The organism is Stappia sp. TSB10GB4 (assembly GCF_900185745.1).
In the GTDB taxonomy this organism is placed as follows: Bacteria; Pseudomonadota; Alphaproteobacteria; order Rhizobiales; family Stappiaceae; genus Stappia.
Window position 1 is genome coordinate 54350 of the sequence record NZ_FYAV01000061.1, and the last position, 12576, is coordinate 66925.

Genomic DNA, 12576 nt, shown 5'->3' on the forward strand with positions numbered 1-12576 from the left:
CTCCTCACATGTCCAAAGGTTCCGGCGACTGTCGCCTCCCGACAGGCCCTTCAGCAGGGAGGGTCGGAGTCTCCCTTGCGTTGCTGCCTATCTGAGCATCAAAACCGGGATCAGTCTAGCGCCAGGCTGAGGCGAAGCTGTGACGTAGATCATTGGACGGCGGTTCTTTTCCACCTGCGGTTAACGGAGCGGCATCATTGCCTTCGCAGCCGGGTAAGGAGGCCGAGGGTCGAGCTGTCGCGCCCCGTCGCCGGCTCCCGTCCGTCCAGCATCGGCAGCAACTCGTTGGCCAGCACCTTGCCGAGTTCGACGCCCCACTGGTCGAAGGAGTTGATGTTCCAGACGGCGCCTTCGACGAAGACCCGGTGCTCGTAAAGGGCAATGAGCCGGCCGAGGGCGCGCGGCGTCAGCCGGTCGTGGACGATGGTCAGCGACGGCCGGTTGCCGGGAAACTCCTTGTGCGGGGCAAGGCGGGCGACTTCCGCCACCGACTTGCCCTCGGCGATCAGCAGCGCCTCGGCCTCTTCGCGCGTGCGCCCGTTCATCAAAGCTTCCGACTGGGCGAGACAGTTTGCCACCAGCAGGGCGTGGTGATGGGCAAGGTCCGGTTCGTGCCCGTTTGCGGCGACGATGAACTCGCAGGGAATCACATCCGTGCCCTGATGCAGGAGCTGGTAGAAGGCGTGCTGACCGTTGGTGCCCGGCTCGCCCCAGACCAGCGGCCCGGTGGCGCAGTCGACCGGCTCGCCGGCCAGCGTCACGCGCTTGCCGTTGGACTCCATGTCGAGCTGTTGCAGATAGGCGGGCAGGCGGGCGAGGCGCTGGTCGTAGGGAAGGATGGCGCGGGCGGGAAAGCCGCAGACATTGCGGTGCCAGATGCCGGCAAGGGCGAGCAGCACCGGCAGGTTTTCCATCGCCTCCGCCTCGCGGAAATGGCGGTCGAGCGCATGCGCGCCCTCCAGGAAGCTCGCGAAATTCTCCGCGCCGATGGCGATCATCACCGGCAGGCCGATGGCCGACCACACGGAATAGCGCCCGCCCACCCAGTCCCAGAAGCCGAAGACCCGCGCCGCGTCGATGCCGAAGGCGCCGACCTTGTCGAGAGCCGTCGAGACGGCGGCGAAATGCGCGCCGACGGCGTCTTCCCCCAGCGCCTTGACGATCCACTGCCGCGCGGTGCGGGCGTTGGTCATCGTCTCGATGGTGGTGAAGGTCTTGGACGCGACGATGGCCAGGGTGGTGCGGGGATCGAGCCCCTTCAGCGTGTCGGCGATATGGGCGCCGTCGACATTCGAGACGTAATGCAGGCGCGGACCGTCGGCGAAGGGAGCGAGGGCCGCCGTCACCATCGCCGGGCCGAGATCTGACCCGCCGATACCGATGTTGACGACGTCGGTGAAGGGCCGGCCGGCGGCGGAGAGAATCGAGCCGTCGCGGATGCCGCGGGCGAAGGCCTCCATCTGCGCCAGCGTCGTGCGGACGCTCGGCATGACGTCGCGGCCGTCGAGGAGAACGGGCGCCTCGCCCCGGCTGCGCAGGGCGATATGCAGGACCGCGCGGGCCTCCGTCGCGTTGATCGGCTCGCCGGCGAACATCGCCGCGCGGCGGTCTTCCATGCCGCGTTCCCGGGCGAAGGCGGCGAGGCCTGCGATCGTGTCGCGGTCCCAGTGCAGTTTCGACAGGTCGAGGAGCATGTCCTCGAAGCCGAAGGACAGGGCGTCGAACCGGCCGGGATCCTCGGCGAAGAGACGGCGCAGGCCGGTGGCGCGCAAGCTCTCCGCCCGCTGCTTCAGGTCTTGCGGGAGTGCGGGCCCGGTCATGATCATCCTCCTCCTTGTTGGGTCCGGTATGTCGTCCGGTGTGTCGTCCGAGGTATCGTTCGGGCCGGTTCGCGCGTCAGACGAACAGCACCGTACAATACCAGCCATAGGCGGCAAGCAGGGCGAGCCCCACCAGCCTCGGCACGCGCGGGGCGACCGCCAGCAGTGCGGCGATGACAAGGGTGACCGCGAGCATCACCGGGATGTCGAAGCGCGCCATCTGCGGCGCGACGGGGATCGGAGCGAGCGCGGCGGTCACGCCCAGAATGCCGAGAATGTTGAAAATGTTCGAGCCGACCACGTTGCCGACGGCGATTTCCGGCTGACGCTTCATCGCCGCGACGACGGAGGTCGCAAGCTCCGGCAGGCTGGTGCCGACTGCGACGATGGTGAGGCCGATGACCGCATCGGGGACGCCGATCCTGACGGCGAGGCTCGTCGCACCCTGGACGAGGAAGTCCGCCCCGAAGACCAGCGCCGCAAGGCCCGCGGCGATGAAGCCGAGCATCTGCCAGAGCGTCAGGGCGGTTCCGGTGTCGGGAAGCGTCGCCCCTTGCGAGCGGCCGCGGATCGCGCTGTAGGTGAGATAGGCCGCCAGCAGGGCCAGGAAGAGCAGGCCGTGCCAGGGGCGAAGGACCCCGCCGGGGGCGATGAGCGCGAGCAGCGCGGCGCTCGCCAGCATGGCGAGAAGGTCGCGCCGAAGGCCGGGCAGGCGCGAGGACAGCGGCGCGACGACGAGGGTGAGGCCGAGGATCAGCAGGATGTTGGCGGTGTTGGAGCCGACGACATTGCCGATGGCGATGTCGGGCAGGCCCGCCAGGGCGGCATTGAGCGAGACCAGCAGTTCCGGCATGGAGGTGCCGAAGCCGACGACGGTCAGGCCGATAAGCAGCGGGGAGATGCGCAGGCGTGCGGCGAGCACCACCGCGCCCCGCACCAGAAAGTCGCCGCCGAGGAACAGCAGGGCGAGACCGAGGCCGACGAGAGCCATATCGATGAGCATGGGGGAGCCGATCCGGGGCGCCGCGGCGGCAGGCTGCGCGAGGAACCCAAAAAGGCGATCCGGCTGCCGCGACCGGCGACCCATATCCGCAGGAGTGCGCCGCCGGACAGGCCGGACCGGCAGGCGCATCGATGGGAACTGCGATCAGCCCGCAGGCTGTGCCGTGTCCTCGGCAAGCCTCTCGCGCTCGCTGGCGGCAAGGGCGAGCTCGCCGCGGATCGCCAGGGTGGCGAGGCGCCAGGTGGCCCAGGCGGCGCCGGGGACAAGCAGAACGGCAAGGGAGATGGTGCCTGCCGAGCCGAGCGACAGGATGCCGATGAAGGCCCAGAGGACACCGAGGGTCAGGGTCCAGATCTCGGCGGAAAACAGCAGCACGGCGGAAATCACGACGACATAGAAGGTAAACCCCGGTCGGACGCCGGTCCGACGGGTGGCCACCACCGGAGCGGTGGTGTTCGATGAGCTCGACATGGGAGACAGCCTCGCGAAATGCGGATCTGGCGATCCGCGACCCGAAGCAGATGGGAGCGGGCACAGGGTCCCGCAAGATCGCCGAACAGTCGGAGGCGGGAATATTTTCCGCCAAGGTCTGCTCCCTTCCTCGTCCGGTGCTGCGGTTCAGGCCGACAGGCTTGCCGCCTGGCGGGCGCGCGCCTCGATGCCGTCCCAGTCCTCGGCGGCGATGGCGTCGGGCCCGGCGATCCACGAGCCGCCGACACACACGACGTTGGGCAGGGCGAGATAGGTCGGGGCGCTCGTTTCGGTGATGCCGCCGGTCGGGCAGAAGCGCGCGGCCGGCAGCGGCGAGGCGAGCGACTTCAACAGGTTGGCGCCGCCGACCGCCTCGGCCGGGAACAGCTTCAGCCGCGAATAGCCGGCCTCCAGCAGCTTCATCACTTCCGAGGCGGTGGCACTGCCCGGCAGCAGCGGCACGTCATGGCCGGCGGCCGCTGCGAGCAGCCGGTCGGTGGCGCCGGGCGAGACGACGAAGGTGGCCCCCGCCTCGACGGCGGCCTGGTATTGCGCGGCATCGAGCACGGTGCCGGCACCGACGAAGGCGCCTTCCACTTCGCTCGCGACAGCCCGGATCGCCTCCAGTGCCTTTGGCGTGCGCAGGGTGATCTCGATGGCCGGCAACCCGCCGCGCACCAGCGCGCGGGCCATCGGCACGGCCTTTGCGGGGTCGTCGACGATCAGCACCGGGATGACCGGCGCGGCCTGCATGATCTGGTCGAGGCGTTCGGTGTTCTGGCTGGTGGCCATAAGATCAGTCTCCGTGAAGGTCGGCGTCAGGCGGCGAAGCCGTGAGTGCCGAAGACATGAGCGCCCTGGTCGGCGGGGCCGGCAAAGGCGCGGAAGGCGGCGAAGAGGTCGCGGCCGACGCCGTGCTGATGGACCGAAAGGTCGGCGGTGGCCGGCGTGCGGGCGGCGAATTCCGCCGCATCGACCAGCACTTCGAGCCGCCCGGCGGGCGCATCGACGCGCAGGAGATCGCCGTCGCGGATGCGGGCGATAGGGCCGCCGTCGACGGCCTCCGGCGTGACATGGATCGCCGCCGGCACCTTGCCGGAGGCGCCCGACATGCGCCCGTCAGTGACCAGCGCGACCTTGATGCCGCGGTCCTGCAACACGCCGAGCGCCGGCGTCAGCTTGTGCAGTTCCGGCATGCCGCAGGCGCGCGGGCCCTGGAAGGGCAGCACGGCGATGAAGTCGGAGGTCAGCTCTCCCGCCTTGAAGGCGGCCTGCAGGGCCTCCTGCGAGGCGAAGACGCGGGCCGGGGCCTCGACCACCCGCCGCTCGGGGGCGACGGCGGAGACCTTGATCACCGCGCGGCCGAGATTGCCGTCCAAAACGGTGAGGCCGCCGTTCTTCTGGAACGGTTCCTTTGCGGTCGACAGGACCTTGGGATCGCCGCTGTCGCGGGTCGCCGGCACCCAGGCAACGCCGCCCTCGTCGGTCAGCCGCGCCTCGACCGTATAGGCATCGAGGCCGGTGCCGTTGACCGTGCGCACGTCGCGGTGCAGCAGGCCGGCCTCCAGCAATTCGCCGATCAGGTAGCCCATGCCGCCGGCCGCCTGGAAGTGGTTCACATCCGCCATCCCGTTCGGATAGATCCGGGCGATCAGCGGCACCGCGTCGGAGAGGTCGGAAATGTCGTCCCAGGTCAGGCGGATGCCGGCGGTGGCGGCGATGGCGACCAGATGCAGGGTGTGGTTGGTGGAGCCGCCGGTGGCGTGCAGGCCGACGACGCCGTTGACGATGGCGCGCTCGTCGATCATCTCGCCGACCGGCGTATAGGCATTGCCGAGCGCGGTCAGCGCCAGCGCGCGCTTGGTCGCCTCGCGGGTCAGCGCGTCGCGCAGCGGCGTGTTGGGATGGACGAAGCTGGCGCCCGGCAGGTGCAGGCCCATGATCTCCATCAGCATCTGGTTGGAATTGGCGGTGCCGTAGAAGGTACAGGTGCCCGGCGAATGGTAGGACTTGCTCTCCGCCTCCAGCAGTTCGGCGCGGCCGATCTTGCCTTCCGCGTAGAGCTGGCGGGTCTTGGCCTTCTCGTCGTTGGACATGCCGGTGGGCATCGGACCGGCCGGCACGAAGACCGCCGGCAGATGGCCGAAGGACAGCGCCCCGATCATCAGGCCGGGAACGATCTTGTCGCAGATGCCGAGGAAGACGGCGGCGTCGAACATCTGGTGCGACAGGCCGATGGCCGTCGACATGGCGATCACGTCGCGGGAGAACAGCGACAGTTCCATGCCGGCCTGGCCCTGCGTGACGCCGTCGCACATCGCCGGAACGCCGGCGGCGACCTGGGCGACGGCGCCGGCCTCGCGGGCCGCGTCGCGGATCAGGCCGGGGAAGCGCTCATAGGGCTGATGCGCCGACAGCATGTCGTTGTAGGCGGTGATGATGCCGAGGTTCGGCACCACGTCGCCGGCCAGCCGCTCCTTGTCAGTGATCCCGCAGGCGGCAAAGCCATGGGCAAGGTTGCCGCAGGACAGCGTCGAGCGACGCGGGCCGTTTTCGGCAGCAAGGCGGATGCGCTCCAGATATTGGGCGCGGCTGTCGCGGCTGCGCTCAATGATGCGCTCGGTGACGGCGGCGATGGTGGAATGAAGGCTCATGGCGGTTTCCGTCCTTTCGGTTGCGGTCTGTCCGGCGGGAGTGGCCCGGATGGCTCACTTCGGATGACCGGCGATCCTGTTGGACCGGCAGGCGATGCCTGTTCCGGCACGACGTTTAAATCGATTTAATTTCCCGTTCAACCGGGATGCGTTCACCGCATCCCGGCAAGTTCGTTCGTTCAGATCAGGTCCTCGAACCAGGTGCGGCCGTCGCGCTCGATCAGGGCGATGGCGGCGGAGGGCCCCCATGTCCCTGACGTGTAGCCCTTTGGCGGTTCCTTCAAGGTCGACCAGGCCTGCAGGATCGGATCGATCCAGGCCCAGGCCGCCTCGACCTCGTCGCGGCGCATGAACAGGGTCTGGTTGCCGCGGATGACGTCCATGATCAGCCGCTCATAGGCGTCCGGATTGCGCACGGCGAAGGCCTTGGCGAAGGACATGTCGAGCGGCACCTGGCGCAGGCGCATGCCGCCGGGGCCGGGGTCCTTGATCATCACCTGCATGCGCACGCCCTCGTCCGGCTGCAGGCGGATGACCAGCCGGTTCGGAGAGATCGCGCCGGCTTCCTCGCCGAAGATCGAATGCGGGATCGGGTGGAACTGGACGACGATTTCCGAGACGCGGGCGGCGAGGCGCTTGCCGGTGCGCAGGTAGAAGGGAACGTTGGCCCAGCGCCAGTTGGCGATCTCCGCCTTCACCGCGACGAAGGTCTCGGTCTGCGAGGCCGGGTCGTTCAACTCCTCCAGATAGCCGGGCACGGCGCCGCCGGACGAGGCGCCGGCGCGGTACTGGCCGCGCACCGTGGCGCGGGCGGCGAGATCGGCATCCATCGGTTTCAGCGCCTTGAGCACCTTCAGCTTTTCGTCGCGCACCGAATCCGCATCCATCGACTCGGGCGGCTCCATGGCGACCAGGCAGAGGAGCTGGAGAATGTGGTTCTGCACCATGTCGCGCATGGCGCCGGCGGTGTCGTAATAGCCGGCGCGGCCCTCGACGCCGAGCGCCTCGGCGACGGTGATCTGCACATGGTCGATATGCGCGGCGTTCCACAGCGGCTCGAACAGCGCATTGGCGAAGCGCAGGGCCATCAGGTTCTGCACCGTCTCCTTGCCGAGATAGTGGTCGATGCGGAAGATCTGGTCCTCGCGGAACACCGCGCCGATCGAGGCATTGACCTCGCGGGCGGAGGCGCCGTCCTTGCCGATCGGCTTTTCGATGACGACGCGGGCAAGTTCCGTGGCAAGGCCGTGGGTGCCGATGCGCTCGCAGATCGGTCCGAAGAAATCCGGCGAGACGGCGAGATAGAAGGCGCGCACCACCTCCTCGCGGCCGGACAGGGCGGCGGCGAGGTCCGGCCAGCCGCGGTCCCCGGCGGCGTCCGCCGCGATATAGGACAGGCGGTCGAGGAAGCGGGCCAGCGAGTGGGGCTCGACGTCGGAGACGTGCTCGCCGATCGCCTGCCGCGCGAACTCGCGGTAGTCGCTGATCGACATCTCGCGCCGCGAACAGGCGAGGATGCGCGCGTCGTCCGGGAGCTGGCCGTCGAGATCGCGGTGGTAGAGGGCAGGCAGCAGTTTCCGGTGAGCGAGATCGCCGGTGGCGCCGAAAACGATCAGGTCAAACGGGGCGACTTCGATGACGCGCGCGGCCATGGCGGTCCTTTCACTTGTGCGGTTTCGCCCTCAGGCGGCGAGTTCGGCACGGCGGGGGAGGTCCGCTCCGCGCCGGGTACAGGTAATGGCAGAGGCTCTGCCTGCATACTCCAGAAGATCGGCGAGCGCGTCTTCCCCAAGGCCCGAAAGCCCGGCGCGGCTGCGCGCGGCGGTGTCTCCAAGGCGCGCGAGCAGCGCCGCCTGGAACGTGTCGCCGGCTCCGACCGTGTCGGCGACCGTGACGGGACGGCCGGCAACGCTTGCCGTCGAGATCGCGGTGAAGGCGCTCGCGCCCTCCCGCCCCCGCGTGACGACGACCAGCGCCGGGCCTCTGGCGAGCCAGTCGCGCGCCAGCTCGGCCGGGTCGGTGCCCGGATAGAGCGTCTGCGCGTCCTCGGCGCTGATCTTCAACAGGTCGACATGCGGCAACAGGTCGTCGAGCCGGCCGCGCCAGGCGGCAAGGTCGGCAACGACCGTGGGCCGGATGTTCGGATCATAGGCGACGAGGCGCCGGCCATGTTCACGCCGCACCAGGTGCAGCAGGGCGTCGCCGACCGGCGGCACGAGCGCCGAGAACGAGCCGAGATGGATCGTGTCGATGCCCTCCGCAAGCGCCGGCAGGTCACCCGGCGTGACGAGACGGTCGGCGGCGCCCTCGCCATAGAAGGAATAGGCCGGGCTGCCCGAGGCATCGAGGCCGACGACGCTGAGGGTGGTCAGGGCGTCGCTGTCGATGACGAGGGAGGTATCGACGCCCTCCCGCTCCAGCGCCGCCTTGAGACGGCGGCCGAAGAAGTCGCGCGACAGGCCGCCGAAATAGGCGACCGGCACTTCGAGCCGCGCAAGGCCGATGGCGACGTTGAAGGGCGAGCCGCCGATGCGGGCATCGAGGGTCAGCGTCCCGCCGTCGCCGTCCTCGGCGAACAGGTCGAACAGCGCTTCGCCGCAGACGAGGATCATTGCGCGGGGCTCCTTCGGGATGTCGTGCCGGGGTCGTCGAGAACCATCCCGGCGATGGCCTCAAGGACGCCGTCGGCGAGGGGGAGGTCGGGATTTGCGTAAGCTTCGAGATTGGCCGTCCGCTCGGCCGGCGCCTGTTTGAACATGTGGTTGACGCCGTCAAGGCGCACGAGGCGCGCATCGCGGCGGGCGGCGGCGAGCGCCTCGGCGTCGGCCATCGTCACCTGCAGGTCGGTCGTGCCCTGCAGGATCAGGACGGGGAGCTCGGTCGCGGCGATCATCTTCGCCGGATCGTGGGCGAGCAGGTCGATCACATAGGGCTGCACCGAGGGGCGAAAGATCCCGGCAAGCTGCGGGTTGACGTTGGAAAGATCGGCCGGACGGCCGGCCTCCAGCTTTGACAGGATGGCTTCGAGCGCGTCCAGCGTCGGCTGGCGCAGCGGGCTTTCGGGCAGGTTCGCGCGGAACTGTTCGCGCAGCAGGGCGCCAAGCGGACGGCCCGGGGTCGCGGCCAGCACCAGGCCGCAGATGCCTTCGGGGCGGGAGCTCGCCGCCTTCAGCGCCACGAGGCCGCCCTCGCTGTGGCCGAGGATCCAGACGCAGGGCGCGCCGGTTCTCTCGCGCAGGACCTTGATCCAGGCATGGGCGTCGTCGGCATAGGCGGCCAGCGTCACGTCTTCAGGGTCGCTCACGGCCTCGCTGCTGTGGTTGAGCCCGCGCTTGTCGACGCGGGCGGAGGCGATGCCGCGGGCGGCGAGCCCTTCCGCCAGCAGCCGCAGCGTCGCGGCGCGGATGCCGGGGAACTGGTTGCCGTCGCGGTCGCTGGTGCCCGAGCCGGGGATCATCAGCACCACCGGAGCGCCAGCCCCGGCCGGGCCCGCGAGGAGGCCGCGCAGCGGTCCCTGCGGGCCGGGCGCCTCGATCTCGGCGGCCGAGGCCGCTGCGAGCGAGGCGGCCAGCACGGCGGCGGTCAGCAACAGGCGCATCCAGGTGGGCCTCCGGGGTCTCAGGCCGCCACGGCCTGCGGCGGTTCCATCGCGCCGGTCATGATGGCGACGGCGTCCGACATGGAGAAGTCGTTCGGTCTTATGACACAGGCACGACGCCCGAGGCGATGGATATGGATGCGGTCGGCGACCTCGAAGACATGCGGCATGTTGTGCGAGATCAGCACGATAGGCAGGCCACGCGCCTTCACGTCGCGGATCAGGTCGAGGACCTTGCGGCTTTCCTTGACGCCGAGGGCGGCGGTCGGCTCGTCCATGATCACCACCTTGGAGCCGAAGGCGGCGGCGCGGGCCACGGCGACGCCCTGGCGCTGGCCGCCGGACAGGGTCTCCACCGCCTGGTTGATGTTCTGGATGGTCATCAGCCCGAGCTCGGACAGCTTCTCGCGGGCGATCTTCTCCATCGCCTTGCGGTCGAGCTTGCGCAGGTATTTGCCCATCCAGCCGGGGTGGCGCAGCTCGCGGCCCATGAACAGATTGTCGGCAATCGACAGGGCCGGCGACAGGGCGAGATTCTGGTAGACCGTCTCGATGCCGGCCTCGCGCGCCTGCATCGGCGAGGTGAACTGGACCGGCCGACCGTCGAGCCGGATCTCGCCCTCGTCCGGCACGACCGCGCCGGAGATTGCCTTGATCAGGGTCGACTTGCCGGCGCCGTTGTCGCCGATCACGGCGAGGATCTCGCCGGGATAGAGATCGAAGTCCGCCCGGTCGAGGGCGACGACGCGGCCATAGCGCTTGACGAGGCCGCGGGCGGTGAGGATCGGTTCGCGGGTCATGCTGCAACCTTTCTGATCCACTGGTCGATGGCGACGGCGGCGATGATCAGCACGCCGATCAGCAGATAGGTCCATTGCGGGTCGGTGCCGATCAGGCGCAGGCCGAGCGAGAAGACGCCGACGATGAGCGCGCCGAACAGCATGCCGAGGATCGAGCCGCGTCCGCCGAAGAGCGAGATGCCGCCGATCACCACGGCGGTGATGGATTCGATGTTGGTGAACTGGCCGCTGGTCGGCGAGACCGAGCCGAGCCGGCCGATCATCGCCCAGCCGGCAATCGCGCAGATGAGACCGGCGAGCGTATAGACCGAGATGCGGATGCGGGAGACGCGCACGCCAGCGAGTTCGGCGGCGTCCGGGTCATCGCCTATCGCATAGACATGCCGTCCCCAGGCGGTGTGGTTGAGCACGTAGTTCAGCACCAGAACCAGCACCAGCATGGCGATCACGCCATAGGTGAAGACGGCGCCGCCGATGGTGAACTTCTCGCCGAAGAACTGGAGGATCGGCGCATTTGCCTCGATGTCCTGGCTGCGGATCGTCTCGTTGGCCGAATACAGGAAGTTGGTTGCCAGCACGATCTGCCACATGCCGAGCGTGACGATGAAGGGCGGCAGGCGCATCCAGGCGACAAGGGCGCCGTTGATGAAGCCGCACAAGGCGCCGCAGGCGAGGCCGCACAGCACCGCGATCTCGGCCGGAAGCCCGTAGCGGAAGGTGAACTGGCCCATCACCACCGACGACAGGACCATGATCGCGCCGACCGACAGGTCGATGCCGGCGGTGAGGATCACCAGCGACTGGGCGCAGCCGACGATGCCGACAATGGCGACCTGCTGCAGGATCAGGGTCAGGGTGAAGGGCGAGAAGAATTTCGAGCCGAGCAGGATGCCGAAGACCACCAGCGACAGCAGCAGCACGATCAGCGGCACGAATTCCGGCCGGGCGTGCAGGCGGTGCTGGATGCGGTCGATCAGCGGCCGGTCGGCGCGCGCGAAGGCGGCGACCTGCGTCGAACTCCCGGCAAGGCCTTTCTCGAAGTCGTCTTTCGCGGATGTCTGTGCGTCGCTCATTGGGTCTCCTCCCCCGCAACCTTACCCGGCCCCGCAACCTTGCCCGGACTTCCATGCCGGCGATGGGTGCCAGCGGATCGTCCGCGCGGGGCGGGTGCCGTCCCGCGCGGAGCTTTCCTCAGTACCTGGTGCCGGGCATCAGCCCCAGCACTTGTCCAGACCTTCCTTGGTGTCGATGGAGGGTACGCCCTCCGCCGGCCGGTCGGTGACGAGTGCCACGCCCGTGTCGAAGAAGGTCTTGCCCGGCGTCGGCTCCGGTTTGGCGCCGGTGTCGGCGAAGGTCTTGATCGCCTCGATGCCGAGCGAGGCCATCAGCAGCGGATACTGCTGCGAGGTGGCGCCGATGACGCCGTCGACGACATTCTTGACGCCCGGGCAGCCGCCGTCGACGGAGACGATCAGCACGTCCTTCTCGCGGCCCATCGCCTTCAGCGCCTCATAGGCACCGGCGGCGGCCGGCTCGTTGATCGTGTAGACGACGTTGATCATCGGATCCTTGGTCAGAAGGTTCTCCATGGCGCGGCGGCCGCCTTCCTCGTTGCCGGCGGTCACGTCGTTGCCGACGATGCGCGGATCGTCCTCATCGCCCCAGCGGTTCGGGTCCTTCACGTCGATGCCGAAGCCGGTCAGGAAGCCCTGGTCGCGCAGCACGCCGACGGAGGGCTGGCTGACGGCGAGGTCGAGCATGGCGATCTTGGCATCCGCCGCCGCATCGCCGAGGGTGGCGAGGGCCCACTGGCCGATCAGTTCGCCAGCCTTGAAGTTGTCGGTGGCGAAGGTCGCATCGGCCGCGTCGATCGGCTCCAGCGGCGTGTCGAGGGCGATCACCAGGATGCCGGCGTTGCGCGCCTGCCTGACGCTGTCGACGATCGCCTTGGTGTCGGAGGCGGTGATCAGGATGCCCTTGGCGCCGTCGGCGATGCAGGTCTCGATGGCGGCGACCTGACTCTCGTGGTCGCCGTCGATCTTGCCGGCATAGGACTTCAGTTGGATGCCGAGTTCGGCCGCCTTGGCGGTGGCGCCTTCCTTCATCTTGACGAAGAACGGATTGGTGTCGGTCTTGGTGACCAGGCAGGCCGTGATGTCGGCGCCGAGCGCCGGAGTGGCCGCGGCCATGCCGAGCACGGTGCCGGCGAGCATCAGTTTCCTAAGCATGT

11 protein-coding genes are annotated in these 12576 nt (G+C 68.9%); all 11 read right to left on the reverse strand.

Annotation, left to right across the window (positions count from 1 at the left end; translation table 11 throughout):
• Window positions 1–194: 194 nt before the first annotated feature.
• The 11 genes from pgi to TSB10GB4_RS18340 all read right to left on the reverse strand — a co-directional run bounded on the left by pgi (window position 195) and on the right by TSB10GB4_RS18340 (window position 12574).
• Window positions 195–1820: a glucose-6-phosphate isomerase gene (gene pgi, locus TSB10GB4_RS18290; protein WP_186396926.1), complete on the reverse strand. Its 1626-nt coding sequence runs from the start codon at window positions 1818–1820 to the stop codon at window positions 195–197.
• 76 nt (window positions 1821–1896) lie between these two features.
• On the reverse strand, window positions 1897–2823 hold the full coding sequence (locus TSB10GB4_RS18295; RefSeq protein ID WP_186396927.1) for a calcium/sodium antiporter: 927 nt from the start codon (window positions 2821–2823) through the stop codon (window positions 1897–1899).
• Window positions 2824–2967: 144 nt separating this feature from the next.
• On the reverse strand, window positions 2968–3294 hold the full coding sequence (locus TSB10GB4_RS18300) for a hypothetical protein (protein WP_186396928.1): 327 nt from the start codon (window positions 3292–3294) through the stop codon (window positions 2968–2970).
• A gap of 147 nt (window positions 3295–3441) precedes the next feature.
• Entirely contained in the window at window positions 3442–4086 is a 645-nt protein-coding gene (gene eda / locus TSB10GB4_RS18305; protein ID WP_186396929.1) for a bifunctional 4-hydroxy-2-oxoglutarate aldolase/2-dehydro-3-deoxy-phosphogluconate aldolase, read from the reverse strand.
• Window positions 4087–4112: 26 nt separating this feature from the next.
• Complete coding sequence (gene edd / locus TSB10GB4_RS18310; protein ID WP_186396930.1) at window positions 4113–5948, reverse strand: phosphogluconate dehydratase; 1836 nt, start codon at window positions 5946–5948, stop codon at window positions 4113–4115.
• 179 nt (window positions 5949–6127) lie between these two features.
• On the reverse strand, window positions 6128–7600 hold the full coding sequence (gene zwf, locus TSB10GB4_RS18315) for a glucose-6-phosphate dehydrogenase (RefSeq protein ID WP_186396931.1): 1473 nt from the start codon (window positions 7598–7600) through the stop codon (window positions 6128–6130).
• Window positions 7601–7630: 30 nt separating this feature from the next.
• On the reverse strand, window positions 7631–8560 hold the full coding sequence (locus tag TSB10GB4_RS18320; protein ID WP_186396932.1) for a carbohydrate kinase: 930 nt from the start codon (window positions 8558–8560) through the stop codon (window positions 7631–7633).
• Window positions 8557–9546, reverse strand: coding sequence for an alpha/beta hydrolase (locus TSB10GB4_RS18325; RefSeq protein WP_186396933.1), 990 nt, complete (start codon window positions 9544–9546; stop codon window positions 8557–8559). The genes TSB10GB4_RS18320 and TSB10GB4_RS18325 overlap by 4 nt, the downstream gene beginning before the upstream one ends.
• Before the next feature lie 20 nt (window positions 9547–9566).
• Entirely contained in the window at window positions 9567–10346 is a 780-nt protein-coding gene (locus TSB10GB4_RS18330; RefSeq protein ID WP_186386184.1) for an ATP-binding cassette domain-containing protein, read from the reverse strand.
• A complete protein-coding gene (locus TSB10GB4_RS18335) occupies window positions 10343–11419 on the reverse strand; it encodes an ABC transporter permease (RefSeq protein WP_186386183.1) in 1077 nt (358 codons plus the stop codon). The genes TSB10GB4_RS18330 and TSB10GB4_RS18335 overlap by 4 nt, the downstream gene beginning before the upstream one ends.
• A 138-nt stretch (window positions 11420–11557) precedes the next feature.
• Window positions 11558–12574, reverse strand: a complete 1017-nt coding sequence (locus tag TSB10GB4_RS18340) for a sugar ABC transporter substrate-binding protein (RefSeq protein WP_186396934.1) — start codon at window positions 12572–12574, stop codon at window positions 11558–11560.
• Window positions 12575–12576: the final 2 nt, after the last annotated feature.

Excerpts from the sequence above, each read along its gene's own strand:
- edd (WP_186396930.1), bottom strand. The coding sequence starts at position 5,948 with ATGAGCCTTCATTCCACCATCGCCGCCGTCACCGAGCGCATCATTGAG.
- TSB10GB4_RS18320 (WP_186396932.1), bottom strand. The coding sequence starts at position 8,560 with ATGATCCTCGTCTGCGGCGAAGCGCTGTTCGACCTGTTCGCCGAGGAC.
- TSB10GB4_RS18340 (WP_186396934.1), bottom strand. The coding sequence starts at position 12,574 with ATGCTTAGGAAACTGATGCTCGCCGGCACCGTGCTCGGCATGGCCGCG.
- eda (WP_186396929.1), bottom strand. The coding sequence starts at position 4,086 with ATGGCCACCAGCCAGAACACCGAACGCCTCGACCAGATCATGCAGGCC.
- TSB10GB4_RS18325 (WP_186396933.1), bottom strand. The coding sequence starts at position 9,546 with ATGCGCCTGTTGCTGACCGCCGCCGTGCTGGCCGCCTCGCTCGCAGCG.
- TSB10GB4_RS18300 (WP_186396928.1), bottom strand. The coding sequence starts at position 3,294 with ATGTCGAGCTCATCGAACACCACCGCTCCGGTGGTGGCCACCCGTCGG.
- TSB10GB4_RS18330 (WP_186386184.1), bottom strand. The coding sequence starts at position 10,346 with ATGACCCGCGAACCGATCCTCACCGCCCGCGGCCTCGTCAAGCGCTAT.
- TSB10GB4_RS18335 (WP_186386183.1), bottom strand. The coding sequence starts at position 11,419 with ATGAGCGACGCACAGACATCCGCGAAAGACGACTTCGAGAAAGGCCTT.
- zwf (WP_186396931.1), bottom strand. The coding sequence starts at position 7,600 with ATGGCCGCGCGCGTCATCGAAGTCGCCCCGTTTGACCTGATCGTTTTC.
- pgi (WP_186396926.1), bottom strand. The coding sequence starts at position 1,820 with ATGACCGGGCCCGCACTCCCGCAAGACCTGAAGCAGCGGGCGGAGAGC.
- TSB10GB4_RS18295 (WP_186396927.1), bottom strand. The coding sequence starts at position 2,823 with ATGCTCATCGATATGGCTCTCGTCGGCCTCGGTCTCGCCCTGCTGTTC.